The following is a 24856-nucleotide window of genomic DNA, read 5'->3' on the forward strand; positions in this document are numbered from 1 at the left end:
TGCTCGTGCTGGCTCCGGGGAACGCTCGGCTGGATGAGGCACAGCTGAGGGACCTGCTGGTCCGCGCACGGAACCAGGTTGAGACGCTCGAAACGCTGCGCCGCACGGCAGCGGCGAATGCCTTCACTCAGGGGTGCAGGCCCGCTCGGATGTCATGAGCCACAAGACTGGCACGACTCGAACCGATCGCTGACGTCGTCGGTTCGGTGACCGACGTGACGCGCTGTATGTGTCCTGGGGGTCCCCCTGCTACCGGTGTGCCGTCCCTCTTGGAGGGGTAGCTGCCACGTAGGAGGGGCTCATCGCCCTGGAGGTCATCATGATCATTCTCAGGATCATCCAGCTAGTCGTCAGATTCTTCGGCGGAATCGGCATCCTACGGACGATAGGAATCGTCCTCCTGATCATCGGGCTCATCCTCTGGGTCCTGGGCGCAGTGGGGCACGCGGCCAGAGGGCACCACACTGCTGGTGAGAGTCCAGACCCCGGTTCAGTGCGCCGGAAGCGCCCTGTCGCACAGTGATGCGGCGCCCGGTGATGCTGTGGGGATCGTTGCATATCCACAGTCGCCTTGTCCGCCGTCGTCGAGGGCGGCACGGAGGCGGCGCTGCAGACGCCAGGATGCCCCCACCAGAACACTCCAGCCCTGACTGAACGCCCCGTCGATGCGCTCGACCTCGAATGCGACCTGACCGAAACCAGCCGGCTGCGTCTGGCACGATGCCTCTGCGGCGGGCTGCCGAACGCGGTTGAGACCTGGCCGGCCGCTCGCCCTGGGAATCCTCGTACCCGCGAGCGCCTCGACCTCAGTCTTGCTTGCCGCGGCCCGTGAGCGCGCAGAGCATCCGGTCGATCGGCCCCGTATCCGGGGCCAGCAGCTTGTTCCCAGGGGAGGCGCCTGGTGCCGATGGATGCGAACGAATCAGGGCGGCCTCCTTCGCGCGCCGGGCCTTGTCGCCCAGTTCGTCGAGGGTGTCCTCGGAGCACGCGGCACGCAGCCTCGGGAAGAGCCTGCCCTCCTCGTCCGCCATGTGCGCACGGATCTCGATTATCACCACGCTGATGAGCCGGTCGAATTGCGCCTCGACGGCCTCGTGGCTCGCGAGATCCTCCATGATCTGTTCCGCCCTGGCGTGGTCCTTCAGCTCCTCGTCGGCGAGGGCGCCCCCGTTCGCTACGTAGTCACGCACGGCCGGAGAGAGGTATTCCTCTTCAGCGACACAGTGCCGTATGAGTTCCATCGTGGCCAGATCGGCGTACGTCTTGCGCTCCTTGTCGCCGGGCGGCAGCGCTGCAATGCGCCGGAAGATCTCCTCGACTTCTTGGTGGTCAGTGACCAGCTCGTCGATGACGTTCCCACCGTGACCTATTGTCACACCTGCAGCAGAAGTCCGATGGCGGCTCCGAGCCGGTCCGCCGCGCAGCTCGAGTGCCCCTCCCGCGAAGGATCGAACCGGGTCCGGCGGGGGTGCGGAACCATGCCTCGCAGCCGCAGCAGAACGGTTTCACGTGCCGGCAGCCAGGTACCCGCCGGCGTCAAGCACTCACCGACCGGCTGGGAGCTGCGGTGGCCGACTTCGGATACTCCCTTTCGTGCGAGGAACACGACCCGACCGAGCTGATGGAACAGGCCCGCAAAGCCGCCGACTTTGTGTTCCTCTCGCCGCTCAGGTTCGTCAGCCCTTGGCCGCTTCTACTGCCGTGACGAGGATGGCGACGGTCACCGGACCAGGCGCGTCGGCCGCCGCTGCCGTGGTCACGGCTGTACGGACGGCGAGGGCGACATCCAGAGCACGATGAGTCTCGTCGGTAGCCAGCTCGACCTGGACGTGTCTGCCTGGGGGGTCGTTGCTGTCTTCGATGCGGACTGAGTGAGCGGGTCTTGCCCCGGTGTGGGGCATGGGCGGTGAAACGGTGGCCAGGCGTGTCACGCCGGGCACGGCCGCCGCCACATTGGCCAGCAACGCGGCCGGTCCTCGTACCGACCCCTGGCCCGGTGACGGCTGCACGGGGTCGGGAGCTGCGACTTGAGATGCTCCGGTTCCGGCACCTGCGACGGGGGACGGATGCTGTGGCGTAACCTCGGCTGCCGGGGCTCGGTCGTCCAGCAGATCCGTCACGTGCAGGTCAATCGAAGCCGTCACCAGCCCGAGGCGCTCGTGGGCCGCTATGAGCAGTGCCTGGCGGAGCTGCTCCGCGGAGTCAGGCAGGGGTTGCAAGGATCGAGCCGAGAAATCCGCTTCGATGCGCAGCGGTCCTGGAGGCAATGCGGACCAGGGTGCCGGAACAGAGGGCTCCGCCGCCGCTTCCGGGTTGGCCAGGCGAACGCGCACCGTGCCCAGCTGAATCCCCGACACTCGGCAAGCCGCGCGGCTCAGCACCTCGTCAACCGCGCGCTCGGTGATCCAAGCACCGTCCTCGGGTCCGCCGAGTGGGAGGAGACGGCCCAGGCCAATCTGCTGCCGCACGGTCGCCGCCACCCTGCCAGATGCCATCGGTGATCACCCTTGATTTCCGTATCGCGCACTGTGTCCAGACCGCTGAAACCAACTCTCATCCGACCGCGCACGCCATCCGCTGAGCAGAATAGAGACGAAGCCCCCGACTTGCCTCACTTACCGATCAATCGATCTTAACGCTGGAAGTCGAACAAACGGTTCGCCTGCGAAGAGGTGAAGACCATGACCGAGCTACGAGGGCGTGCTGGGGCAGACTGTCAGGTGCCGTCAGCGGCATGGACCGACAGGCGCCAAGAGAATGCCTGGTGAGAGAGGGCGACGAGGACCTCGATCACCTGGTCGACGGTGGCTACGAGTGACAGCCTGCTCCAGCTGGGCGACCTCTTCCCTCCCCCCCGGAAAGCGCTGACGGATCCACTGCCCGCCGCGCGGAGCCATCGACCCCAAGCGCCGCTCTCGTCGACAGCGGGTGCCTCGCGCCACCACGATTCACCTCGGGCGAGTCGGGCGTGAGCCGACACACGACACCCTCAGGAACCAGCGCCATCGGCTGTGGGTCGACGGGTGCAAGGCCGACGGCCAGCCATTTTGGCCGCACACAATCTGCCATAAGTAACCGAATTAGAGATGCAGAATTACGGCCTTCACCTACATGGGTTACGCCGTCGGGGTTCGGCGCCCTGTTGCAGTCGTCCCACCGCAGCGCAAGTTTCCATCAACGCGACAGTCAAAGCCAAGATGTCTCATACCGGACAGGTGGCTCTCTCCTGACTTTTCGCGGAGGATGAGGGAGACTGGACAGCGTCGGGATCCTACAGATGGGGCGTATCCGAGATGAGTACGAGCAAGCGGATTAAGGCCAAGGCAGAGCAGACCAAGGGGAAGATCAAGGAAGAAACCGGCCGTGCACTCGGAAATGAGGAGATGACGGCGAAGGGTCATGTCGAGAAATCCAAGGGAGATCTGCGCGAAGCCGGCGAGAAGGCAAAGGGCAGTGCGCGCAAGGCGAAGGACGTCTTCAAGCCGTAGTCGAAGGCGGGCGCCGTCAGATCACGATCACTCTACGTGCACGCCGAGATGCTTTCTACGCATGCTCCGACTCAATACCTATGCCGGCCGAAACGAACCCATTCGGCCGTGCGTTCCGCGTCAATTACGCCTCCGTGGCGGCGGCAGTGCCGGTGCTGACGACCCGGGGAAGTCTTCCCCAAAGTAGGGCTCGTCACCGCCAACCTACCGGGCACGGGACGGGCCCCATGGCGCGACCGCATCAGTCGGCCGGCGGTAGCAGCGTGCCGAGCGGACCGAGGTCGAGATTGAGGTCGTCCATGCTCAGCCCGTACTGGGCGCACAGGTCGTTCATTCGGTCATGCAGGACCATCAGCGTCGTTCCCAGGCGTTCTTCCTCCTCCTCGGTGAGATCTCCCTGGTCGACCCTGTGCAGCGCCTGACGCTCCATGAGCTGACGTAGGAGCTCCACCAGGGTGAGGACCAGCCTGATGAGGTCCCGCTCGACGGTGTCGGGATCGCAGCTGATCCGCCGGCTCGGTGAATGCGATCGACCGCCCGGCGGCGGTAGATCGCCAGGCGCGGCAGGCAGCAGGCGGAAAGCCCTCTCAGCGGCCTGCGCGATCTCTTCGTAGCGGCGTTCCGGTCGCCCCGTCTCTTCAGCCGCCATGTTCACCTCGCGTCGTCGTCGCGGCGAAAAGGTGAGGGGTTCTGCGCGCTGATGGAGACGATCAATGCCCGCAGCGAGATACGCACGAGATCGATGTCGGCAATCGAGAGCACCACGTCACCGGTGAGGACGACCCCACCGCTCAGCAGGCGGTCCAGCAGATCGATGAGAGCCACCTGCCGCTGCGGCAACGGATCTACCGAGGACGACGGGCCGGGCGCGGTCATGGCCCCGTGCCCGTCGACGCGTCGTCCGTCTCGGCGGGCGACAAGACGAAAGAGTACGGCGCCCATGGCCCGGTAACTTCCACCCGAACGCCCTGCAGCCCATCGGCAGCATGCGTGACCTCGGCGCGGAACTCCTCGCAGTTCTCCCTCGGTACGAGGTATGCATCGTTGACGACGTTCTCACCCGACGGGCCGGCGAGGGCGCCCTGCTGCACCCGGTGGCACGCCCTCTCGGTGGCCAGCCTGCGCCCCGCCGCCTCGATCGTCTCGGCGGCCTGCTGGGCCGCCTGGTAGACGCTGTCGCGCAGACTCCGCTGGTGCCTGCGGTCGCGCAGGTATGAGCGCCCCGGGGTGAGATCCGCCATCCGGCTGGGTTCGGGCGCAGCTGGGGCCGCCGACGGCTCCACATAGATCTTCACCCCCCATTCGACGTGATCGACCAGTCGGGCAAGCCGTTGCGCGAACTGTGCCCGCCCGGCATCCAGGACGTCCCGCGCCCTGGCGTCGTCGAGGTACACGGTTGCCAGACGCAGGGGAAGCAGGGTCGTGTGCATGGCGAGGGCCTCGACGACTCCGTGGTGCGCGCGGGCGATCGCCTCGAGCCAGTCAAGGTCCTCGAGATGTCGCTTGAGGGCCTCCTCCTGGAAGTCCTCAGCGGGAACGTGACTCACCACGAACGCCAAGGTGCCGTGGCTGTCGGGCACCAGGCGGACCGGAGCACCGGCCACGCCCTCAAGTGAGGCGGAGAACTCCTCCAAGCCATCGGTGGCGCGCGCCACGGCATACACGTAGGTCATGAGGTCATTCATCGCGGGCACGTCCCCGGCGGCTGTCGCGCGGCTCCTCCTCGTATCGGGGGAGTGCCTCCGTGTGCCGCAGTGCATCCAGTTCGGCCCTCAACCGCCGATTCTCCTCGGTGAGTGCCCGCTCGCCCTCCCCCTTGCTCCCTGACGACAGGTAGCGATCGTGCTCCCACCAGTCGATGCCCATTTCCTTCGCCTTGTCGACCGAGGCGACCAGCAGACGGAGTTTGATCGTCAACAGTTCGATGTCGAGGAGGTTGATCTGGATGTCGCCCGCGATCACGATGCCCTTGTCAAGCACCCGCTCCAGAATGTCGGCAAGGTTGGCGGAGGAGCCCTGCGCATACGGCGGCGCCGCCCTTGAAGGGGAGCCGAGCCTGCCGGCGAATGGATCAGTCACTGTGGTGGCCTCGTGTTCCCTCGTGCCGGATCAGGGCTGTTCGCCCTGCCGGTAGGCCCGGATCTCCTCCAGTCGGTCGAGCAGTTCGTCCTCGCGCTGGTCGAACGTCTCCTCGTCGATCTCACCGGCGAGCAGCCGTTGCTCGAGGTCGGCGAGGGCTCGATGGACAGGTGCCGGGTCGTAGTACTCGTCCTCGGCCGCTTCCAGAACGCGCTCCACCACCCATCCGACGCCGCGCACCGGTGCCAGAGGAAGAGTGACGAGCTGTGTGAAGAGTCCCATGAGGTTTTCCTCAGACGAATCAGACGAAGCTGTAGGGAGGAAGAGGACCGTGGAGCCGAAGGTCGAAATCCGCCCCCAGCTGGTGGGCGACGCTCAACTCCGTGGTCAGGAAGCCTTCTTCCTGGTCATCAGGCACCAGGAACGACACGCTGAGGAAGTCCGGTCCGGTCGGCTGGGAGGTGTCGATGTCCCGGGCGAACGGGCGCAGCGCCTCGATCACACCCGTGGCCAGCGCCTCCTGACGGACCTGCACTTCCCGTGCTACCAGTTCACCGAGGCGGACAGGGGCGCCGGGGTCCGCCGCACCAGCGCGGATCTCCTCGTTGAGCTGCCGCGCCTCACTCGACTCCTCGAGGATCTGACGCAGGAGAGCCTCCTCGTCCTGGGACCCCTTCAGGTGGTACTCACTGCAACCTGCGAGTGCCCGAAGCCTGTCCGTGTAGTCATCGACACACTCCTCCAGAGCGGTCCGGACCGCGTCGTCGTCCGCCGCCAGAAGGCCGAATCTCAGAGGCAGCACGGTGCCGTCGGCCATGAGCCGATCCTGCACCTCCTCGTGCGCTCTGATGTCCCGGCGCTTGGGGCGAAGATCCTCAGGCGCATCACTGACCACGGCGCACAGCGGCCCGGCAGTCACCACGCGCAATTCGGCCGCAGACTCACCGACGCCGTGCAGACCGTCCAGGCGCAACGGGTGCTGCTTGCCGGTAATGGTGTAGACGTATACGGCCATGGCTCATTCCTTCTCACGGGTCGATCCCCGCTCCCGTCGGGCGGAGGTGGCGCGCCGGGCCGGCCGCCGTCTCCTCTCCACGGGCTCCTTCTCCGCTTCCTCTTCCTCCGCCTCGCCCTCATCCTCGGCGTCACGGTCGGTTACGCCCTTGAGGGAATCGGTGACTGCTTCCACGGCGCCGGAGATGGCCCCCTTGGACTTCCCCCTGGCGCCACTCTCCAGCGAATCACCGACGATGTCGGTCAGCTGAGCCGGAGCCTTTCTCCCGGTTTCGAGATCAAGCCGGTTGCACGCCTCGGCGAAGCGCAGATACGTATCGACGCTGGCCACGACAATGCGAGCGTCGATCTTCAGTATCTCGATCCCCACCAATGACACGCGGACGAAGACATCGATCACGAGTCCGCGGTCAAGAATGAGTTCCAGGACGTCGTAGAGACTGCTACTGCTGCCGCCACCACCGCGGGTGACAGCACCTCCACTTTGCGGCACCAAGGTCATGGTGCCTCCCTTCACCGGCCGCCGAACGACGTCGCTCAGCCTCGCCGGTCGATCTGTCCTCGGGTGTAGCGGCGGACCCTCTCGTACGCCACGAGATCGCCCTCCTTGTCCAAGGTGACTCGGTAGCTGGCCATCACGCTGGTGGTTTCGGGGACTCGTTCCAGTTCGAGCACCTCTACGTCGGCCTCCCATCCGTCATCCGTCGGTTTCAACGCCGAGACCGACTCGGGGGGCCGCCCGAGCAGTTCCTTCAGCTGATCGGCGGCACTGCGCATGGCCCAGGCGGCGTGCCCCTTACCGGGGCCTCGCCGGGAGTCGCCGGTTGCGCGCCGACCTGTGACTCGACTGCTGCTGGAGCGCCGCCCAGCTGGTTCTTCTGCTGCGGCCATGATCTCTCCGGTGGTCGGAGCGGACGCCAGATTCCACGCGCGAACATACCATTTCATCATATAGGGTTATAAGCAGCACTAGCGCCAGTGGGCTCCATCTGAACCGTCCCCGACGCGCATGTGCGACCAAAGAGGGCGCTGCGCGCTGCGTGACACGCCGCGAGCGATCCCTCCTCTCTCAATCGCGTTCTGGGCCGAAGGTGTTGGCCCGGCTCGCCGCCCGCGCCCTTTTCGAAGGGAACCGCTTCATGAATGACACGACCAAGATCGCTCTCGCCGCCGCGGTCGCAGGTGGCTACGTACTCGGACGCACGAAGAAGGCACGTCTTGCCTTCGCTCTGGCGACGTATCTCGCCGGCCGCCGTTTCGGGCTCAATCCTCAGCAGCTCCTGGTCGAGGGCCTCGACAGAGTCAAAGAACTTCCAGGGGTCGCCGAGCTGAACGAGCAGGTCCGCGGCGAATTGCTGAGCGCGGGACGCAAGGCGCTCGTCGCCACCGCCGATCGGCGCCTTGCCGATCTCGCCGGTTCCCTCCATGAGCGGACCCTGCACTTCGGCGAGAAGTCGGAGGAGGAAGAGCCCGAGGAGGAGTTCGAGGAGGAGTTCGAGGAGGAGTTCGAGGAGGAAGAGGAAGAGCCCGAGGAAGAGGCCGAGGAGGAGGAAGAGGAAGAGCCCGAGGAAGAGGCCGAGGAGGAGTTCGAGGAGGAGGAAGAGGAAGAGCCGGAGGAGGAGGAACCGGAGGAGGAGGAACCGGAGGAGGAGGAACCGCCACGCCGCCGCCCAGCGCGAGCCGCCGCGAAGAAACAGGCGGCCGAACCCCGCCCGCGCAAGGCGCCCGCAAAAAAGGCGTCTCCCACCAAGACGAGGGAACCGGCGAAGAAGACCTCGCCCAGGAAGACCGCTGCGAAGGCGGCACCGGCCAAGAAGACTGCGCAGAAGCGCGCAGCGAAGAAGTCGCCGGCCCCCGCGAAGAAGGCCGCCTCCAAGAAGACAGCAGCGAAGAAGACCCCCTCCAAGAGGGCGGCTCCCGCAAGGAAGTCAACTGCCAAGAAGACCGCTGCGCGGCGGAGGTAGGTCATGGGAGGCAACGACCGAACCGCCGACCGCGGAGTGGATTCGGGCCTGGACATGCTGCGCGACGAGCTCGTCGACTATCTCGGCGCCCAGGCAGAGCATCTCGTCGACAAGGCCGGTGAAAAACTGACGGATCTGACCGACCAACTCCTCGACACAGCCGAGGGCGGTGGCGGCGGGTTCCTCGCCGGTGTCGGCGGACGCATGCTCCACGGGGACTCCCCGCTGAAGGCGATCGTCAGTGAGAAGGCCAAGGGCATCAAGGACAGCGTGCTCGGCAAAGTCAAGGGCGTTTTCGGCGGCGGCAAGAGCGGGTCCGGCAGCACGAAGGTGATGAACATCGTCGAAGTGCTGGATGTGGGCGTGCCGATTCGCACTGCTTACGACTACTGGACCCAGTACGACAAGTTCAGCGGGTTCACCAAGGGGGTCCGCAGTGTCTCCCAGAGCGATGAGGTCACCAGCGACTGGAAGGTGAAGGTCGGTCCCTCGACACGTGGCTGGAAAGCCACCGTTCAGGAACAAGTGCCGGACGAACGGATCGTGTGGACCTCCGAGGGCGCGAAGGGCACCACCCACGGCTGCGTCAGCTTCCATGAACTCACGCCCAACCTGACACGCATCGTACTCGTCGTCGAGTACTACCCCTCGGGCTTCTTTGAGAAGACCGGCAACATCTGGCGTGCCCAAGGACGGCGCATGCGGCTGGACTTCAAGAACTTCCAGCGGTATGTCACCTTCGCCGACGAGGACGTCGAAGGATGGCGCGGGGAAATTCGCGACGGCGAGGTAGTCCTGTCCCACGAGGAAGCAATGGAGGAAGAGGAAGCGGCGAACGGGAGCGAAGAGGTCGAGGAAAACGGAGAGGAAGAAGACGAGGAAGAAGACGAGGAAGAAGAGCGCGACGAAGAGGAAAACCCCGACGAAGATGAGTACGAGGAAGAGGAAGACGAGGAAGAGGAAGACGAGTGACTGCGCGGGAGCCACCGTGCGGCAAGTCCCTTTGCCCCGCGCCTTCGCCGGGCGGGGAGTGCGGCTAGCGTCCTCGGCCTGGAGAAGCCGTCACTGAACGCGGTGGCGGCCTCTCTTCCCGGGCTGGCGCTGGACCTCAGAGGCGAGGTCGCCTGCCTGGACATCCAGATCAGCAGGCTGGGCGCCCCCAACTTCGGCCAGCCTGGCCGAAGTATTCCGGCACGGCAGCGCCTTGAGCGGCTGGGTCGCGCGGACGAGGCGCTCGAAGCGGCGGGCATCGCGCTGCTGGACGCTCCCGGCGTGGTGACCGCGACCTGACCGACTTAATCTCGCGCCGACGGACCTGGAGCTGCTCAGCTCGCTCTCCACGAGTCCGCTGACGTACCCCTCAGGTGGCATGGCGGCCATGTGAAGTCCCGTCCCGTCCCGGCCCCCGCTACGTCTGTCACCTGCGGGTACTCGTGCGACGTGTCCGTTCCGTGCCGACACGCCGTTCGTACGTCCCTCGTGTCCGGAGCAACCGTGAAGACCAGCTTCATCGACCACCCTCTCGAGAACACCCCCACGGGCGCGGCCGGGGTCATGACTGCGTTGGCTGCGAAGGCATTGCGATGACGGCCGGAACCCTCACCGCCTTCCCGCGGCTCCGCTGCTGGGTCCCTTGGGGCGTGTACGCTCCCCAGGCTGACACCCGGCTCCTGGGGCGGGCGATGCGACGTGAGGGGATCACGAGCCGGACGGATGTGCTGGACCTGGGCACCGGCAGCGGCGTGCTCGCGGTGGAGGCAGCCCGGCTCGGCGGCCGTGTCACCGCGGTGGACATCTCCTGGGGAGCGGTCGCCACCGCCTGGTTCAACGCGCTGCTCAACGGACAGACCGTCCGCGTGCACCACGGTGACCTGGCATCGGCCGTCCCGGGGTGCCGGTTCGACCTCGTGGTCACGAACCCGCCCTACGTGCCGACTCCTGCCCACGTTGCGCCCCGGGGCCGGTCCAGGGCATGGGACGCCGGAGCGGACGGCCGCCTGTTGATCGACCGCATCTGCGACACCGCACCGGCCGTCCTGCGGCCGACGGGGACCTCTACGAGCTGCATTACCAGGGCTTCGAGGGTGTGAACGACGACCTCGAGTGGAACAACGACCTGCTGGCCCGCCGCGGCGCGCTCGAGTCCCGTTTCCTCGGCGCGTTGCGCGCTGACGTGCCGGTCGGCGGCACGACGACGGCCACGCAGGCACTGGACGAACTCCAGCTCGAACCGGTCGGCGACGACGGCAGCGTCTCCCACTTCCTCCGGGACCGGGGCAGTCTCGGACAGCTGCGTAAATACGCGGCGCTGCGCTCGCTTTACCACCTCAAGGAGGCGGATCCGCACGCCTGGGTCATCCCCCGGCTGCGCGGACGGGCCAAAGCCGCCATGGTCGCGGTGGAGTTCGCTGTACCTGCCGACGTAGCCGGGCGATACCAGCCATCGCCGCGTACGGGGCCGCGCGTGCGCGTGGAACCGGACTCGGTCTTCGACGTCGTGCCCCTGCTGCCTGCGCACGACCGGTCATGGCGGCCCCGCTGTTCCACGATGCCGTTGGGGAGCCGTCGGGGAGGTGGTGCCGGAGGACAGATGGTGGAGCAGATCCGGAAACCCGAAACGGAGCCGGGCCCCGGCGCCGCGCGGCAGCGGGTGTTGCGTCTGGCCGGTCTGTCGGCCACCTCCGATACCGGGATGGACCGATTCGCCCAGCTGGTGACGCGGGTACTCCGCGTGCCCCGCCGCTTACACCGCGGCACTCGATCTGGCTGGCCGGATCGACTGGAGCACCGTCAGCCGAGGTCGACGGCAAGCCCTGTTCCGTCGTGTGGGCGGGCGCACTCCGGCGCGTCGCCCGTCGCGGGTTCGGCGACGGTATCCCCGGGACGAGGCGACGCGTCCTGCACCAAAGGCGGGAAGCCGGTTTGTTTGCCTTCGTTCATGCGTTCCTGTTCGCGGCTCGGAATGCGTGGGTACCCGTACCTTGCTAGGTGCGCGTCACGTCGCATGCGTGTGGATGAGTCGGCCCTCAGGGCCCCGAGGGGGTGCCAAGTTTTTCGACGGGCATCATCCGGTGCCCGGCCTACCGATCGAGGCGACCGCCATGACGGAGAACAGCACCAGCATCGGCAACCGGCCCAATGCGGGCGTGAGCGCGCTGAAGGGCCGAACCGGAGCCGGGGCTCCGGCGGAGACCAGGGGGAGGACCACCATCGCGGACGGCGTGGTGGCCAAGATCGCGGGCATGGCCGCCCGAGAGGTACCGGGCATCCACACCCTGGGCGGGGCTATGGGGCGCGCTTTCGGTGCCGTGCGGGACCGTGTCCCCGGCACCGGCAGCAGCGTCACCCAGGGAGTCAAGGTCGAGGTCGGGGAGCGGCAGACCGCCGTCGACCTCGACCTTGTCGTCGAGTACGGCGTTTCGATCGTCGACGTGGCAGGTGACGTGCGGTCCAACGTGATCGGCGCGGTGGAGCGGATGACGGGCCTGGAGGTCGTCGAGGTGAACATCGCCGTTGACGACGTTCACCTGCCCGACGAGGAGGACGAGTCCGCATCTGGTGAGGGCCGCGTGAAGTGATCCGCCGGCACACCGCCGCATCAGCACGTAAGCGGTGATCAGCAGGCGGCTCTGACGAGTTGGGAGCATGCGAGATGAATGCAGCGACTGCGGGCCTCGGGGCCGGCATGGCCCTGGGTTTCGCCGCCTATTTCGGCGGCTTCTGGGCGTTTCTCCTGGTCCTTGTCCTGGGCGCGGTGGGGTTGACAGTCGGCCTCGTCGTGCAGGGCGACCTCGACCTCCACAGCCGGAGGCGGCAGTGACCACCGGCCCGGGCTCGGTCACGTTCACCGACGGCGACGCCGACCCGCCGGCGCAACGCATCGAGCTGCCGCCCCCGGCCGAGCGGGGCGCCACCGTGATCCGCGACAAGGCGGTCGGCCGGATCGCCGCCAGGGCGGCGCGCGTGGCCCAGTCCCAGCGCGCTGCCCTCCCGCCCGACCCGGGCGGATCGGCGCCGCCAAGCGCCTCCGCGGCCGTCCACCACACTGGATCGGTCCGCGTGCACCTGGACCTGGACCTTCCCTACCCCATCGACATTCCCCTGGTCTGCGAGCGGATACAGCACGATGTCGCCGAACAGGTGGCGCGGCTGACCGGTCTGCGCGTGGGCGAGGTCACCCTCACGGTCCGGCGACTGGTGCCGTCCTCCGACGCGCGCCGGGGACGGGTCCGGTAACCACCCGGCACTCCCCCCGGGCCGCCGGACACATTGATGATCAAGGAGGACTGGCATGACACCCGAACCAGGCCCTCCCGGCCACGGCAGCGCGTCCTGGGCGCCCCAGGACCCGGTGTCTCCGACTCAGGAGCCGTCAGAGCCCGAGCCATCCGACCCCGCCACTCCTCCGGCACAGCCGGCGGCGGACGATCCTGACGCACGGCGCCGGACCCACCGCCCGTGGTCCGCGCGCCGCCTGCCGGCTGCGCTGGTGGCCTCGGTGATACTCGTGGCGGCAGGCGCGGCACTGTTCGATGTCGTCGCCGTACGGGCGGGAAGCCGGGCGGCGGGCTGGCGCCGGCACCTGGCCGACGAGCTGGCCACGCGTCCGGTGGACGACGTGTGGATGCTCACCGGTGCCGCTGTGGCCGCTGCCGTCGGTCTCTGGCTGATCGTTCTGGCACTCAGCCCCGGGCTGCGCCATCAACTGCCCCTGCGCTCCCCTGCCGGCTGTCCGCCGCCCCGGCTGCGGGCCGCACTGGACCGTGACGCCGCCGCCGCTCTGCTGCGCGACGCCGCCATGCGGGTCCCGGGCGTCGGCGCGGCTCGTGTCCGGGTCCGCCGGCACCGAGTCAAGGTCAGGGCGGACGTCCGCTTCCGCGGCGCGCAGGAGGTGAAGAGCGACCTCACCGCCGTCCTGGACGAGGAGCGCGACCAGCTCGCTCTCGCCCGCCCTCCCCGAATCGTCGTACGCGTACGGCAACGCACACCGTGATCGATACCGGACACCCGCCACCGGGCCCCGGCGCCCGATCCCTTCACCGCACTCGATCTCGTGTCAGCAACCAGCCCAGACGCACCGGAGCCCGCACATGACGCCGCGACCCGTACTCAACCGCATTCTGCTGGCCCTCGCCGGTCTGGTGTTGCTCGGCGGCGGCTTGCTGGTCCTCGCGGCCGGCCTCGACGTCTACCGGAGCAACCACCTGACGCCACCCACCGGCTGGCCCCTGACCCTCCCCGGCGACGTCCTGCTCGGCTCCGCCGACCGTGCCCGCTGGAGCAGCCAGGGCTGGTGGTGGTGGCCCGCGGTCATCGCCGCCCTCGCCCTTGTGACCCTGCTCGCGCTGTGGTGGCTGCTCACCCAACTGCACCGGCATCGCCCCGGCACTATGCCGGTCGGCGGTACACCACCGCAGGCAGGCATCGAACTGCGCGGCCAGGCGCTCGGCGACGCGATCGCCGCGGAAGCAAGCACTCTTCCAGGCGTCCATCGAGCCCACGTGCGCATCACCGGACGTGCGGCCCACCCTCGCACCCGTGTCGACCTCATCCTCACCCCGCAGGGGTCACCGAAGGCCGCCCTGCAAGCACTCTGCGACGGTCCGCTGCGCACCGCCGGCCAGTCCACGGGCCGGCCGGACATGGGCACCGACGCCCGACTGCGTGTCGCCCATCACAAGGCGCGCCGTACGCAATAGCCCCCTGGGGGCCTTGGAGCGGGCCAGGCCCGGGATGACCACCGCCGGACGTCGGCCGCCCGGTCAACTGGGCCGAGCAGGTGGCAGCCCACACGGATCCGACCGGAGCCGTGATCATGCCTGGCATATGCGCCGCGACGGCACCTCACAGCACGCGCGCCGGGGCAGCACGGCCGCCAGGTCGAGATGCCGCTGCGGCTGACCGCGCCCCGTTCACCGAAGGGGCCCTCGGCGTCCAGGGCAACCCACGCCGCCCTTGAGCACGTACGGCGATCTCGCCGCGAAGCGCGTGAGCCTCGCTCACCGGGTTACTCGTAGGGCTGGAAGAAGCACGTCACGCCGCTCGCGGTCAGGGTTCGGGCGGATCGGACCGGCCGGTCCTGACACGGGACACCACGGTGGTGCAGGCGGTGGAACCGGGGAGACCCATGCCACGAGGATCGAGCGCGCAAAGAGGACGCCGGTACGAGCACATCGAAGAGTCGACCGAGGGACTCGGCCGGTCACCAGCCGCGCCGAGCAGACCGCGGCTCGCGCGGTCGGCAAGGCACACACAACGGGGCACAGGCCCGACGGCCGGCTGTACGAAGAAGCGCGGAAGCGCGACATCGAGGGCGGCTCCACCATGGCCACGGACAGCTCGCTCGCGCGCTCGGTCGCTGAACCGACGAGGAAACCGACGGCCGCCGTCGCATACGGCGGCGTCCGTGAGGAGGAGACCATGGCTGTCCGGCATCAGCTCATCGAGCGCGCACCGACCGCGCTCTGGACCGTGCTGAAGGACCCGTCACGCTTCGCGGACTGGGTCGTCGGAACATCAAACTCCGCACCCCGCGAGGGCCGATGGCCCGAACTCGGTTCGTCTCTCACCTACACGGTCAAACTCGGCCGCAAGAAAGCCGAGGGGTTCACCGTGGTCCGCCGCTACGAGCCGCCCCGGTACCTGGAACTGGAGGCACACGCCGGCGAGGAGAGCGCTCGCATCGCCTTCGACATCCTTCCCTGGGGCGACGACACCCTCGTCATCGTGGACGAGCATCCGCTGCGCGGGCTGAGCGGCTCGCTGCACAACACCGTCCTCGACGCTCTGATCCAGATCCGTCATCGCAAGATGCTCAGCCGCCTCGCACAACTGGTCGAAGAAGAGGCCGCGGCTTCCCGGCCCGCGAACGCCGGTCAACGGGGCGATGCCCCTCCACCGTCCGCGGTCACCGGGAATCCGCAGTCGCGGAAGAGGTGAGCCATGAGCGACGCACTGGTGATCGGCGCCGGACCGAACGGCCTGGTGGCGGCGAACATCCTCGCCGACCACGGCTGGACCGTCGAAGTACTGGAGGCGCAGGACACCCCCGGCGGGGCCGTACGCAGCGACCGCGCCCTCCACCCCGACTACGTCAACGACCTGTTCAGCTCCTTCTATCCCCTGGCCGCCGCCTCTCCGGTCATCGCAGCTCTCCACCTCGAACAGGAGGGACTGCGCTGGTCCCACGCGCCCCGGGTGCTGGCCCACCCGCTGCCCGACGGGCGCTGCGCGGTCCTCGACCGGGACCGGGAGGTCACCGCGGACGGTCTGGAAGCCTTCGCCGCCGGTGACGGGCAGTCGTGGAGGGATCTGTGCGAGACATGGGACCAGGCAGGCAGAGACCTCCTCAACGCGGTCTTCGCGACCATGCCTCCGGTGAGAGCCCTCGTGGCGCTGGCGCTGCGGCTGCGGGGCGGCGGAACCCTGCGGCTGGCCCGCAGCATGCTCTTGCCCGTACGGCGCCTCGGCGAGGAGGAGTTCGCCGGCGAGGCAGGGCGCCTTCTGCTCGCGGGCACCGCCCTGCACGCCGACCTCGGCCCGGAATCCGCCGGCGGCGGAGGCTTCGGCTGGATGATGACCATGCTCGGGCAGGAGTACGGCTTCCCCGTACCGGTCGGCGGCGCGGGCGCCCTCACCGACGCACTCGTACACCGTCTGGAGCGTCGGGGCGGCACTGTCCGCTGCAACGTGCGGGTGACCGAGGTCGTCATCAGAGGCGGCAGGGCCATCGGCGTCCGCACGGCCGACGGCGACGCGATCCCGGCTCGGCGGGCCGTCCTCGCGGACGTGTCCGCGCCCGCTCTCTACGGTCGGCTCGTCGCCCCGGAGCACCTGCCGCAGCGCCTGCACGAGGACATGCGGCGCTTCCAGTGGGACTTCGCCACCTTCAAGGTCGACTGGGCCCTCGACGGCCCCATCCCCTGGAAGGCCGGTGAGGCGGCGGGGGCCGGCACGGTCCATCTCGCCGACAGTGTTGACGAACTCACCCGGTTCGCCGCGCAGATCGCCATGGGGCTCGTCCCCGACCGGCCGTTCCTCCTGCTGGGACAGATGACGACCGCCGACCCCACGCGTTCACCGGCGGGCACCGAGTCCGCCTGGGCCTACACCCATCTGCCCCGCGACATCCGGGGTGACGCCGGGGACGACCACCTCACCGGCACCTGGGACCGGACGGAACGCGAGATTATGGCGGACCGGATCGAGCAGCAGGTCGAGCGGTACGCCCCTGGCTTCCGCGACCGCGTTCTGAGCCGGCGCATCCTGGCACCGCCCACCCTGCAGGACGCCGACGCCAACCTGGACGAGGGAGCCATCAACGGCGGCACCACCAGCCTCCACCAGCAGGCAGTCTTCCGCCCGATCCCCGGCACCGGCCGCCCCGAGACACCGATTCACGGCCTCTACCTGGCCTCGGCCTCCGCGCACCCCGGCGGCGGCGTCCACGGCGCTCCCGGCGCCAACGCCGCCCAGGCAGCCCTCGGAACGCACCGTCCTCTCGCATACGCCGTCACCGCTCTCGAGCGTGCACTGGCGAGGCGATGACATGGGAAACGATGCGGTCGCGCACGGGCGAGCCGCGGGGTGCACTCGTCCAAAGGCACGATACGGCAGCCCGGTCAGTCAACTCGGCGCGACTGGTTCATCGGCGAAAGGCGCAATGTCCATGCCCGCGTGCTCGCGGAGTCCGTCGAGGAAGTCAGGCCAGCCCGCACCCGGCATGCCACGTGGGCTTTCTTCCCTGCCGCCTCATGCCACTCCCCTGAGGGGTTGCCGGACCTTCGGCTGTGCGGCTCGGGCGAAGCGAGGCCAGCGGCGCCCCGGCCGTGCCACGGCGAAGACTGTCCGGGCCGAGCCGTCCGAGCTGCGATCATCCGCAGGGAAGCGCCAAGGACTCGGGAAGAGCGCCGGACGGCACTCGGGAAAGGCAGCAGACGCATGAGCGGGTCGCAGCTCTGGGACGACGTCGACTTCTACTTCAGCAGCCACCTCACGCCGGACGACGAGGCACTCCAGGCGGCGCTGCGCGAGAGCGAGGCGGCCGGGCTGCCGCACATCGCCGTCTCGGCCCCCCAGGGCAAGTTCCTCCAGCTGCTCGCCGAGATCCAGGGCACCCGCACCATCCTGGAGATCGGCACGCTGGGCGGCTACAGCACCATCTGGCTGGCCCGCGCCCTCCCGGACGACGGCAGGCTGGTCTCGCTGGAGTACAACGCCCGGCACGCCGAGGTGGCCACCCGCAACATCGCCCGCGCCGGCCTGGACCGGATCGTGGACGTGCGGGTGGGGCCGGCCCTGGAGTCGCTGCCCAAGCCCGCCGACGAGAACCCGGCCCCCTTCGACCTGGTCTTCATCGACGCCGACAAGGCGAACAACGCCCACTACGTGGAGTGGGCGCTCAAGCTGGCCCGTGCGGGCATCGTGCGTCACAAGTACGGCTCCGGTGTGCGAGTCGGGGCTGTCCGGCGGGCTGTCCGGCGCCGCGCATGGCCTGCGGCAGTGGGGATAGTCGTGCCGGCTGCCGGATGTGTGTCCTGTCTGTTCTTCTGTGACAGCTCCTGGACACTGTCCGGGGGAGGTGTGGGGGGGATGGGCGGGCCCCCGTGCGCGGTGTGGCGCACACAGGGGCCCTGGAGGGAAGGAGGGGGGTCAGCTGTTGGCGTTGAGGACGGGATAGTAGCCGGAGGCGTGGCCGGTGGCGGTGGGGTGGTAGGACTCCCAGCTCGGCGAGACGACGAGGGAGTGCAGCCAGTCGTCGCCGGAGCACAGCTCGTGCCCGTTGAAGGTGGTGCGGACGTCACCGAAGACGAAGCCGTGTGCGGCGGCTTTGGTCTTGATGACGTTGTCGAGGACGTCGGAGGCCTCGTCGATCTTGCGGTGCTTGGTGTCGCTGAGCCCGACGCAGAAGACGTTGAGGGTGTACATGTGCGGGTAACCCAGCACGACGACCTTTGCGTTGGGGGCCTTGGCCCGGATCGCGTTGTAGGTGGCTTCGAGGCGTGCGGGCAGCGTGTTCTGCGCGTAGCTCTCTGCCTGGTTGACCCGGTTGACGCAGTCGGAGTCCGAACCCGTCACGCAGGTCGTCATGACGTCGGAGAAGCCGGCGTCATTGCCGCCGATGGTGATGGAGACCAGGGTGGTGGAGGAGTTCAGGGGCCCGAGCTGGGAGTTCGTCACGTCCGTGGTGACCGCGCCCGAACAGGACGTGTCCGCGAAGGAGGACGGGGCGTGTGCGTTCTTCCACAGGTAGGGGTAGGCGCTGAAGCTGCGGTGGCAACCGCCGCTCGCGCTGTCGTAGTTGCCCGCGCCGTTGCCGGCGGAGTAGGAGTCGCCGAGCGCAACGTACACGGGGCCGGCGGCTTGGGCCGGAGCGGCCAGGCCCAGGCTGAGCAGCACTGCGGCGCCGAACGCTGCGAGTAATGACAGCGTCTTGGTCGATCTCACGAGACCTCCAGAAATGGAATGTCGGATTCCGTCGAATGGCGGACGGCAGCACTGCACCTTGAGGTGGACATGACAGATCAGCCTTCTTGCTGGACTCCGCGTTCGCGTCCTGGTCTCACGGGGATGGGGCCAGGGTGGGCTGAATGCGCAGGGACGCCGCGAGAAGGCGGTGGGATGCCCCGGCGGTCCGGTGGGGGCGACATGGGTGCCGCGGAGGTGTAGCCGACGGATCGTCAGCGCGTGCCGATATCGCGCGTATTCGGCGTACCGGTCACGAGCCTGGATGCGGTGTCGCAGGGGCGCGCGCCGCGGCGGATTCGGGTTCGGCGGACGTCGAGCGGGTCCTCGGTGAGGGGCCGGCCGTGGAGGTGGCCCAAATGGTGGGAGCGGTGAAGCTGGTGGGTGCGGTTGCCGCGAACGGGCCGGACACTGCGGCAGTCGGTTCCGTGCGTCTCGCGGTGCTGGGCTTCGTGATCCGCACGCGTTCCTCCTGTGGGGGGATGCGGGTCAGAGGTGCGAGTGGGTACAGCGCGAGCTCACCTACAGAGGGGTTGGGCGTGCCCCTGACAAGTCCACTATTGAAGTGTCGTGAGTTTGGGGGGAGTCGGCAAGCCATTGGCGGCAGAAAATTACGCGCGTAGCACCTCGCTCTCCGCCCGCCGCCTGCCACCTCCGCAAACTGGACGGCAGGGCGGCTGCGGCCAAGACGGCTCGACGCATCCGAAGGTCCTCGCCCGCCCCCAGGCGAGTTCATGACGAACGTCACCGGCTCGCCTTCGCGGCAGCGGAGACGTCGATCTCTCCGATCCGTCTCGGTCGGCGGTCACCGCCGAGGGCCACGGTGTCGCGTCGTCGCACCTCATGTGCCCGCGGACCTGTGCTCTTTGCACCGCCGAGGGTGAGGGCATCGACTCCGCTCCCGAGCTCCTGGCCACCTCCGCGCCGACATCCGTACGAGTGCCCGCACGCCAGCCCTGGCCTGCCCACGACCGAGATCCGGACCATACACGGGCCGATGGCTCCGACGCTGGGCTCACGAGCCCTCATTCGCGCTGGTCAGAGCCGCGCGAGCAGATGTACTACCAGCAGACGAAGAATCTTCTGGTGTCGTACTCGCCGAAGAAGCCCGGGTTCTTCTAGGAGCACGTGAAGGGGCGCCCGACCAGGCATGTTGCCCGGTCGGGTGCCCATCGCCGCATGGAGAACCGGCACGGCTCTCTTCGGGGAGGCCACGCCGGGCGCCGGGGGCTGTCCGAGGTACAAGAAGAAGGTGCGCACGTGGGCGCTGGGGAGAGACCCTCTTCGATGATTCGATGACGTCGTCGCTGCCGCGGTGATCGACCGCGTGGTCCACCACGCCGAGGTCCTCACCCCTTCGGGAGACTCCTACCGCACCCGCCGGCGACGCGAAGTGCTGGGCAAGGACAACGGCCACCGACGCCGGTGAGTCACAGGGCCCACCAGCAATACAGCCGCTGGTCGGCAGCCTGAGCACGCTGCGCCAGTCCGGCCACGGCTTCCAGGGCATCGGCCGCGTCCTCGACTCTGATCCCGATCTGCCGGAGTTCGTCGGTCATCGACCACGGCTCGGCGAAGCGGACGAGGTGGTCGCATGCGCAGTGGCCAGGGGGACCCTACTCGCTGCCCCTTGCAGACAAAGCCGGTGCCCCGTGAGTCGGCACACCGCGTCATTCCGAGGGAATGCGAAACTCGAATTCGGGACGGTCCCACGGCACGGCGGGTGGGTTCGCGAACGCGGTCCCGGTCCGCACCGCACCAACGCGGTGGTAGAAGTCCGCGGCGGGAATATGCGACACGACCTTGAGACGGTCGAGCCCGGCGGCACGGGCCTCGGACTGCATGTGCGCGACGAGCAGCCGACCAATACCCCGCCCCTGCGCTTCGTCGGCGACGAACAGCAGGTCGAGCTCCGGTGGAACGAGGACGAGCGAGTAGAACCCGAGGACCCGGCCTCCAGGATCGTCGGCGTCGACGGCCACAAAGACGCGATGGGCCTCGATGTAATCAGGACCGACCCGGTAGCCCGCGACAGCGGCTGCGTACTTACCCTCGTAGGCGCCCGAGCCACGCACGAGCCGCGTGAGCCGCTTGGCATCCCGCGCGACGGCCCTGCGTATCGTGATCGGCTGGCTGGTCGGGGAAGTACGTGACCTCATCGGGAGAGTATTTCGCACCGGCGAGTACCTTCGTGCTGCGGGTCGACTGCTCGGGCAGGCGTTCCTGCACCGCTCCCGGGAACCACCCAGGTCCCGATCGGCCACGTCACTGCCACCGAATCGGCCGCCCGCCAGCAGCAACTGGACGCCCGAGCCGCTGCGGAGGAGCTGGAGAACGCGGTGGTCGACGGCTGCTTTCCCTGGGCCTGCCGTGGCGAAGCCGAGCCGGTACAGGAAAACTCCGAGCCAGCCTCGTGAGGCGGATCACCCTCGACCTGTTCGCCGGCCCCGGCAACTGGAGCCATGCCCTCACCGTCCCCGGGGCCCCGCACATCGGCCGGGAGTGGGATAGCTGGGCCTGCCATCCCGTATGGATCTTCCCCGGTCGGTTTCTCGGGCTGATCGCCTCCCCGCCGTGCCAGGCGTGGTCGATGGCGGGCAAGCGTCTTGGCCTGGTCGACCAGCCACTCGTCCACCAGGCAGTCTCCGATCTCGCCGCCGGCCGCGGTGGACGCCGGCGAGCGGGACGGCCCGACCAGGGACGAGCGGGTGAGCTGCTCAAGGTCTCCCGTGCCGCCTTCTACGCCCGCCGCAGTGGCGAGCCCGGCCCCCGCGCAGTCGGCGACGCCGCCCTGACAGAGAAGATCACCGAGATCCACGCGGAGTCGCGGGGAAACTACGGAGCCCCGCGCGTCCACGCCGCCCTCCGACAGCGCGGTGACCGGTGCGGCCGTCGCCGCGTCGCCCGGCTGATACGCCAGGCCGGCCTGCAGGGCCATCACCGAAGCCGGCGACACCGCACGACGATCCCCGACCCGTACGATCGACACGGATTGAGGAGAGAGATGAGGAACTGGGAGACGCGGGTCAGGGCGCTGGTGGACCAGCTGGAGAATCGCCTCGACGCCGAGACCCGCCGAGCCGTCTTCACGGACCTGCGGGAAGGCGAGGACGCTCTGGTCGTCACATGGCTTGGCGACTGGTTCGGCGACCGCCCAGAGCTGCACCTGTCCGATGAAGAACGCGCGGAGCTGATAGCCCTGGCGGAGGCGGTGGACCCGGACGTCCTTGCTCGCGTCAGCGATGCCGTTGCACCATCCGAGCCGGACTGACCACTGCACAGTTGGTGTCCGTCACCGGGGAGCACACTCACGCCGGGCAGGTAGCGGATCCGTGACAGCGCCGCCGACACCTCCCGTGCCGAATCCAGGCGCCGGGCCGGGCCCTTCTGCGGCAGCGCGGCCACGAGCCGGTCCAGTTCGAAGGGGACGTCGGCGCGCAGGCGCCGCAACAGCGGAGGTGCCGTGTCCTCGCAGTGCCGGTACATCAGGACGTGCTGGTCACCACTGAAGGGCGGAGACCCGGCAAGCAGTATCCGCGCGTCGATCCGGGCCTCGCTGCGGAACCGGGCCACAGCCTCCTCGTCCCTCACCTCGTCGAAGGCCAAGCGGCCGCGCCGGGAACAGCCGGGCCGCCCCGCGCGGTTGCATCGATCGAAGGACCGGCGCCGCACGGGCGGGGAGCACGGAGACACAAGGTCGTCCGCCCCACCAGGATCCGGGCCCCGAGATCGCGGTACGCCCGCCGTGCACTCGGACCAAGACGTATTCCTACAGGAGGACTGTTTCATGACTGACCGGCCCTTGACGCTCATGGCAGTACACGCCCACCCCGACGACGAGGCCACCGGAACCGGAGGAGTCCTCGCGCGATACGCGGCGGAAGGCATCCGCACGGTTCTGGTGACGTGTACCGACGGCGGTTGCGGTGACGGACCGGGGGGTGTCAAGCCGGGCGGTCCCGGGCACGATCCGGCGGCGGTCGCCTTGATGCGTCGTCAGGAACTTGAGGCGAGTTGTGACGTCCTGAAGATCAGCGATCTGGAGATGCTGGACTATGCCGACTCCGGGATGGCGGGCTGGCCGGGCAACGACGCCCCCGGATCCTTCTGGCAGACCCCCGTACAGGAAGGCGCGGCCCGACTCGCGGAACTCATGCGGCACTACCGACCCGATGTGGTCGTCACCTACGACGAGAACGGCTTCTACGGCCACCCCGACCACATCCAGGCCCACCGCATCACGATGGCGGCGCTGGAGATGACCGGGCTGACACCGAAGGTGTACTGGACGACGATGCCCCGCTCGGGGATGCAGCGGTTCGGCGAGATCATGCGCGAGTTCCATGAGGACATGCCGGAGCCCGATCCCGCCGAGGCCGCGGCGCTGGCCGAGATCGGCCTCCCCGACGACGAGATCACCACGTGGGTGGACACCACCGCGTTCAGCGGTCAGAAGTTCGACGCGCTGGCCGCGCACGCCAGTCAGGGCGAGAACATCTTCTTCCTCAAGATGGGCAAGGAGAGGTTCGGCGAGTTGATGGGCATGGAGACCTTCGTACGCGTCCAGGACGCCACCGGCGCGGCCATACCCGAGAACGATCTCTTCGCCGGACTGCGCTGATCCGCCCGCCCGACCGGGGCCCGGAAAAACTCGTCTGCCGCACGGCGCGATCGAGTGGGGCACACACCCGGAGGCCTGTCCACGCGACTTCCGCTCCGGCAGCCCGCGTCCAGGCCCTCGCCGGCGGCGTCGACGCGTGCCCGCACTGCCGACCCGACACCGCGCTCGTCTCCCAACCACCTGCCAACCGCGCAAGTGGGAGACCTGCGGGCTGCTGACTCGGAAGGTGCGCGACAGCCCAGGTCACAAGCCCGGCCAGGGGCGACTGAGTTCGCTGTCAAGGCGGACGCCGGGGGCGTCCCGGCGTCCGCCCGGCGCTGAACTGCTCCGTGTCGGGCGGCTCGTGGGGAAACACGAGGGCGTCGATGCTGCCGCTTCCGGCCGCGCCGTACTCAGTGCCGGTGCCTGAAAAGGCTGGTCTGCCGTTCCCCTCAACTCCGTTGCACCCCGTAGGTAGTTGCCGGACTGGGTGCCTGCTGAGAGCTCGTAACACGATCACGTGGTGGCTTTCTTGAGGCGTCTCCAGCAGATTCGACTGCAGGCAAGAGAGCTGAAGGCGTCGTGGAGTTCGGTGCGGCGCTCCAAGCGGACGGCAAGGTCGAAGGCCCCGGCTTTCTGCCACCGTTTCAGCCGCCGCCAGCAGGTCTGTCCTGAGCCGAACCCTAGTTCCAGGACGGCAGTTGTCAGGCGATGTCGTGGTGCAGCACGTACCGAATGACCTTCCCCGGACTCATGGCTGGTGGCGACCATCTGTCACCGAAGGACGCTCACACCCCGGTCCTCGAAGATCTCCAGGAGCAGGTCGAACAGCGAAACGTCGCGATCGCCGCCGGGCACGCGCTCCGCCAACCGCGCCCGAGCCCCGGCCGAGGATTCCCAGTGCAAGGTGAATGGCCTGGAGGCGCCCCAGCCGCCGATCAGGCAGTCATCCAGAGCATCCAGGTTCCAGCCGAAATATCCGCCGAGCCCAAGAGACCGCCCGCAAGGCGATCAGCAAGATGCGGACCACACCCGGGCCAGCATTCTCCGATTTCCCCTCTCTCCCCTCATTTGCGCTGGCCAGACCCATTCCGGCGATGTACCACCAGCAGACGAGGAACCTCCTGGTGCCGTACCCCCCGAACAAGCCCGGATTCTTCCAGAGGTACAAGAGGAGGCGCCTGACCTGGAGTTTTACCGGTGAGGCGCCTTCGCCTTCCGTCATTCGGAGCTGGACCCCTTGTACC

Annotated in this window: 27 protein-coding genes and 5 pseudogenes; 18 read left to right on the plus strand and 14 right to left on the minus strand. The window is 68.3% G+C overall.

All coding sequences use genetic code 11. From position 1 onward, the window contains the following. Window positions 1–806 precede the first annotated feature (806 nt). On the minus strand, window positions 807–1370 hold the full coding sequence (locus OIB37_RS05245) for a hemerythrin domain-containing protein (RefSeq protein WP_330461770.1): 564 nt from the start codon (window positions 1368–1370) through the stop codon (window positions 807–809). 306 nt (window positions 1371–1676) lie between these two features. Then, window positions 1677–2468 (minus strand): hypothetical protein, encoded by a 792-nt coding sequence (locus OIB37_RS05250; RefSeq protein ID WP_330456340.1) that lies wholly within the window; start codon window positions 2466–2468, stop codon window positions 1677–1679. 825 nt (window positions 2469–3293) lie between these two features. Between OIB37_RS05250 and OIB37_RS05255 the strand changes: the two genes are divergently transcribed. Continuing rightward, complete coding sequence (locus OIB37_RS05255) at window positions 3294–3488, plus strand: CsbD family protein (protein WP_330456341.1); 195 nt, start codon at window positions 3294–3296, stop codon at window positions 3486–3488. 241 nt (window positions 3489–3729) lie between these two features. Here OIB37_RS05255 and OIB37_RS05260 read toward each other — a convergent pair whose 3' ends face one another. From OIB37_RS05260 to OIB37_RS05295, 8 genes are read right to left on the minus strand one after another with little or no spacing between them, the layout of a single operon-like run. Then, window positions 3730–4137, minus strand: a complete 408-nt coding sequence (locus OIB37_RS05260) for a gas vesicle protein K (protein ID WP_330456342.1) — start codon at window positions 4135–4137, stop codon at window positions 3730–3732. Between the two features lie 2 nt (window positions 4138–4139). Next, window positions 4140–4364: a gas vesicle protein gene (locus OIB37_RS05265; protein ID WP_330456343.1), complete on the minus strand. Its 225-nt coding sequence runs from the start codon at window positions 4362–4364 to the stop codon at window positions 4140–4142. Continuing rightward, window positions 4361–5161, minus strand: coding sequence for a GvpL/GvpF family gas vesicle protein (locus OIB37_RS05270; RefSeq protein ID WP_330456344.1), 801 nt, complete (start codon window positions 5159–5161; stop codon window positions 4361–4363). Before OIB37_RS05270 ends, OIB37_RS05265 begins: the two co-directional genes overlap by 4 nt. A 4-nt stretch (window positions 5162–5165) precedes the next feature. Further along, window positions 5166–5567, minus strand: coding sequence for a gas vesicle protein (gvpJ, locus tag OIB37_RS05275; RefSeq protein WP_330456345.1), 402 nt, complete (start codon window positions 5565–5567; stop codon window positions 5166–5168). 30 nt (window positions 5568–5597) lie between these two features. Then, window positions 5598–5849, minus strand: coding sequence for a gas vesicle protein GvpG (locus OIB37_RS05280; RefSeq protein ID WP_330456346.1), 252 nt, complete (start codon window positions 5847–5849; stop codon window positions 5598–5600). A 19-nt stretch (window positions 5850–5868) separates the two neighbouring features. Continuing rightward, the gene (locus OIB37_RS05285) at window positions 5869–6582 is read right to left on the minus strand and encodes a GvpL/GvpF family gas vesicle protein (protein WP_330456347.1); all 714 of its coding nucleotides are present in this window, start codon (window positions 6580–6582) and stop codon (window positions 5869–5871) included. Between the two features lie 3 nt (window positions 6583–6585). Next, complete coding sequence (gvpJ, locus tag OIB37_RS05290; RefSeq protein ID WP_330456348.1) at window positions 6586–7083, minus strand: gas vesicle protein GvpJ; 498 nt, start codon at window positions 7081–7083, stop codon at window positions 6586–6588. A 35-nt stretch (window positions 7084–7118) separates the two neighbouring features. Continuing rightward, window positions 7119–7472 (minus strand): gas vesicle protein GvpO, encoded by a 354-nt coding sequence (locus tag OIB37_RS05295; protein WP_330456349.1) that lies wholly within the window; start codon window positions 7470–7472, stop codon window positions 7119–7121. Between the two features lie 248 nt (window positions 7473–7720). Here OIB37_RS05295 and OIB37_RS05300 point away from each other — a divergent pair, with 248 nt between their 5' ends. From OIB37_RS05300 to OIB37_RS05360, 13 genes and pseudogenes are all read left to right on the plus strand, one after another. After that, entirely contained in the window at window positions 7721–8545 is an 825-nt protein-coding gene (locus OIB37_RS05300) for a histone protein (protein ID WP_330456350.1), read from the plus strand. 3 nt (window positions 8546–8548) lie between these two features. Then, entirely contained in the window at window positions 8549–9517 is a 969-nt protein-coding gene (locus tag OIB37_RS05305) for an SRPBCC family protein (protein WP_330456351.1), read from the plus strand. Between the two features lie 102 nt (window positions 9518–9619). Further along, window positions 9620–9835: a hypothetical protein gene (locus OIB37_RS05310; protein WP_330456352.1), complete on the plus strand. Its 216-nt coding sequence runs from the start codon at window positions 9620–9622 to the stop codon at window positions 9833–9835. A 293-nt stretch (window positions 9836–10128) separates the two neighbouring features. Then, the gene (locus OIB37_RS05315; protein ID WP_443058115.1) at window positions 10129–10635 is read left to right on the plus strand and encodes a methyltransferase; all 507 of its coding nucleotides are present in this window, start codon (window positions 10129–10131) and stop codon (window positions 10633–10635) included. Then, window positions 10518–10952 (plus strand): annotated as a pseudogene (locus OIB37_RS05320) (hypothetical protein); the annotation flags it as partial. The gene OIB37_RS05315 and the pseudogene OIB37_RS05320, both read left to right, overlap by 118 nt. A gap of 694 nt (window positions 10953–11646) precedes the next feature. Continuing rightward, on the plus strand, window positions 11647–12123 hold the full coding sequence (locus tag OIB37_RS05325) for an Asp23/Gls24 family envelope stress response protein (RefSeq protein ID WP_330456353.1): 477 nt from the start codon (window positions 11647–11649) through the stop codon (window positions 12121–12123). A 74-nt stretch (window positions 12124–12197) separates the two neighbouring features. Next, window positions 12198–12365, plus strand: a complete 168-nt coding sequence (locus OIB37_RS05330; RefSeq protein ID WP_330456354.1) for a hypothetical protein — start codon at window positions 12198–12200, stop codon at window positions 12363–12365. Then, a complete protein-coding gene (locus tag OIB37_RS05335) occupies window positions 12362–12781 on the plus strand; it encodes an Asp23/Gls24 family envelope stress response protein (protein WP_330456355.1) in 420 nt (139 codons plus the stop codon). Before OIB37_RS05330 ends, OIB37_RS05335 begins: the two co-directional genes overlap by 4 nt. 253 nt (window positions 12782–13034) lie before the next feature. Further along, window positions 13035–13538, plus strand: a complete 504-nt coding sequence (locus OIB37_RS05340; RefSeq protein WP_330456356.1) for a DUF6286 domain-containing protein — start codon at window positions 13035–13037, stop codon at window positions 13536–13538. A gap of 97 nt (window positions 13539–13635) precedes the next feature. Further along, a complete protein-coding gene (locus OIB37_RS05345) occupies window positions 13636–14244 on the plus strand; it encodes an alkaline shock response membrane anchor protein AmaP (protein WP_330456357.1) in 609 nt (202 codons plus the stop codon). A 721-nt stretch (window positions 14245–14965) separates the two neighbouring features. After that, window positions 14966–15484: an SRPBCC family protein gene (locus OIB37_RS05350; RefSeq protein WP_330456358.1), complete on the plus strand. Its 519-nt coding sequence runs from the start codon at window positions 14966–14968 to the stop codon at window positions 15482–15484. A 3-nt stretch (window positions 15485–15487) separates the two neighbouring features. Next, complete coding sequence (locus OIB37_RS05355; RefSeq protein ID WP_330456359.1) at window positions 15488–17092, plus strand: phytoene desaturase family protein; 1605 nt, start codon at window positions 15488–15490, stop codon at window positions 17090–17092. A gap of 393 nt (window positions 17093–17485) precedes the next feature. Beyond that, window positions 17486–17965, plus strand: a pseudogene (locus OIB37_RS05360) (O-methyltransferase); the annotation flags it as partial. Between the two features lie 231 nt (window positions 17966–18196). On the opposite strand, the gene OIB37_RS05365 reads toward OIB37_RS05360, so the two are convergent. Then, on the minus strand, window positions 18197–18991 hold the full coding sequence (locus OIB37_RS05365) for an SGNH/GDSL hydrolase family protein (protein WP_443058116.1): 795 nt from the start codon (window positions 18989–18991) through the stop codon (window positions 18197–18199). A gap of 1324 nt (window positions 18992–20315) precedes the next feature. Between OIB37_RS05365 and OIB37_RS05370 the strand changes: the two are divergent. Further along, window positions 20316–20438: pseudogene (locus OIB37_RS05370) on the plus strand (ATP-binding protein); the annotation flags it as partial. A 1-nt stretch (window position 20439) separates the two neighbouring features. Here the strand turns inward: OIB37_RS05370 and OIB37_RS05375 are convergent. Together OIB37_RS05375 and OIB37_RS05380 are read right to left on the minus strand one after the other, a co-directional pair. Further along, window positions 20440–20568 (minus strand): hypothetical protein, encoded by a 129-nt coding sequence (locus OIB37_RS05375; protein WP_330456361.1) that lies wholly within the window; start codon window positions 20566–20568, stop codon window positions 20440–20442. 111 nt (window positions 20569–20679) lie between these two features. Then, window positions 20680–21168 carry a GNAT family N-acetyltransferase gene (locus tag OIB37_RS05380; RefSeq protein ID WP_330456362.1) on the minus strand — a complete coding sequence of 163 codons (489 nt, stop codon included), beginning with the start codon at window positions 21166–21168 and terminating at the stop codon, window positions 20680–20682. A 263-nt stretch (window positions 21169–21431) separates the two neighbouring features. On the opposite strand from OIB37_RS05380, the pseudogene OIB37_RS05385 reads away from it, so the two are divergent. The 3 genes and pseudogenes from OIB37_RS05385 to OIB37_RS05395 form a co-directional block, all read left to right on the plus strand. Continuing rightward, window positions 21432–21689 (plus strand): annotated as a pseudogene (locus OIB37_RS05385) (DNA cytosine methyltransferase); the annotation flags it as partial. A 111-nt stretch (window positions 21690–21800) separates the two neighbouring features. Next, window positions 21801–22280 carry an IS3 family transposase gene (locus tag OIB37_RS05390; protein ID WP_443058254.1) on the plus strand — a complete coding sequence of 160 codons (480 nt, stop codon included), beginning with the start codon at window positions 21801–21803 and terminating at the stop codon, window positions 22278–22280. Window positions 22281–22796: 516 nt separating this feature from the next. Then, on the plus strand, window positions 22797–23630 hold the full coding sequence (locus OIB37_RS05395; protein WP_330456363.1) for a PIG-L family deacetylase: 834 nt from the start codon (window positions 22797–22799) through the stop codon (window positions 23628–23630). A gap of 753 nt (window positions 23631–24383) precedes the next feature. Here OIB37_RS05395 and OIB37_RS05400 read toward each other — a convergent pair. Next, window positions 24384–24596: pseudogene (locus OIB37_RS05400) on the minus strand (barstar family protein); the annotation flags it as partial. Between the last annotated feature and the right edge of the window lie 260 nt (window positions 24597–24856).

The organism is Streptomyces sp. NBC_00820 (genome assembly GCF_036347055.1).
Classification (GTDB): Bacteria; Actinomycetota; Actinomycetes; order Streptomycetales; family Streptomycetaceae; genus Streptomyces.

Bases quoted from the DNA above. Each gene is read 5' to 3' on its own strand.
- OIB37_RS05280 (WP_330456346.1), bottom strand. From the start codon at position 5,849: ATGGGACTCTTCACACAGCTCGTCACTCTTCCTCTGGCACCGGTGCGC.
- OIB37_RS05380 (WP_330456362.1), bottom strand. From the start codon at position 21,168: ATGAGGTCACGTACTTCCCCGACCAGCCAGCCGATCACGATACGCAGG.
- OIB37_RS05375 (WP_330456361.1), bottom strand. From the start codon at position 20,568: ATGACCGACGAACTCCGGCAGATCGGGATCAGAGTCGAGGACGCGGCC.
- OIB37_RS05295 (WP_330456349.1), bottom strand. From the start codon at position 7,472: ATGGCCGCAGCAGAAGAACCAGCTGGGCGGCGCTCCAGCAGCAGTCGA.
- OIB37_RS05270 (WP_330456344.1), bottom strand. From the start codon at position 5,161: ATGACCTACGTGTATGCCGTGGCGCGCGCCACCGATGGCTTGGAGGAG.
- OIB37_RS05260 (WP_330456342.1), bottom strand. From the start codon at position 4,137: ATGGCGGCTGAAGAGACGGGGCGACCGGAACGCCGCTACGAAGAGATC.
- OIB37_RS05315 (WP_443058115.1), top strand. From the start codon at position 10,129: ATGACGGCCGGAACCCTCACCGCCTTCCCGCGGCTCCGCTGCTGGGTC.
- OIB37_RS05330 (WP_330456354.1), top strand. From the start codon at position 12,198: ATGAATGCAGCGACTGCGGGCCTCGGGGCCGGCATGGCCCTGGGTTTC.
- OIB37_RS05300 (WP_330456350.1), top strand. From the start codon at position 7,721: ATGAATGACACGACCAAGATCGCTCTCGCCGCCGCGGTCGCAGGTGGC.
- OIB37_RS05350 (WP_330456358.1), top strand. From the start codon at position 14,966: ATGGCTGTCCGGCATCAGCTCATCGAGCGCGCACCGACCGCGCTCTGG.
- OIB37_RS05325 (WP_330456353.1), top strand. From the start codon at position 11,647: ATGACGGAGAACAGCACCAGCATCGGCAACCGGCCCAATGCGGGCGTG.
- OIB37_RS05255 (WP_330456341.1), top strand. From the start codon at position 3,294: ATGAGTACGAGCAAGCGGATTAAGGCCAAGGCAGAGCAGACCAAGGGG.
- OIB37_RS05395 (WP_330456363.1), top strand. From the start codon at position 22,797: ATGACTGACCGGCCCTTGACGCTCATGGCAGTACACGCCCACCCCGAC.
- OIB37_RS05285 (WP_330456347.1), bottom strand. From the start codon at position 6,582: ATGGCCGTATACGTCTACACCATTACCGGCAAGCAGCACCCGTTGCGC.
- OIB37_RS05265 (WP_330456343.1), bottom strand. From the start codon at position 4,364: ATGACCGCGCCCGGCCCGTCGTCCTCGGTAGATCCGTTGCCGCAGCGG.
- OIB37_RS05305 (WP_330456351.1), top strand. From the start codon at position 8,549: ATGGGAGGCAACGACCGAACCGCCGACCGCGGAGTGGATTCGGGCCTG.
- OIB37_RS05355 (WP_330456359.1), top strand. From the start codon at position 15,488: ATGAGCGACGCACTGGTGATCGGCGCCGGACCGAACGGCCTGGTGGCG.
- OIB37_RS05345 (WP_330456357.1), top strand. From the start codon at position 13,636: ATGACGCCGCGACCCGTACTCAACCGCATTCTGCTGGCCCTCGCCGGT.
- gvpJ (WP_330456348.1), bottom strand. From the start codon at position 7,083: ATGACCTTGGTGCCGCAAAGTGGAGGTGCTGTCACCCGCGGTGGTGGC.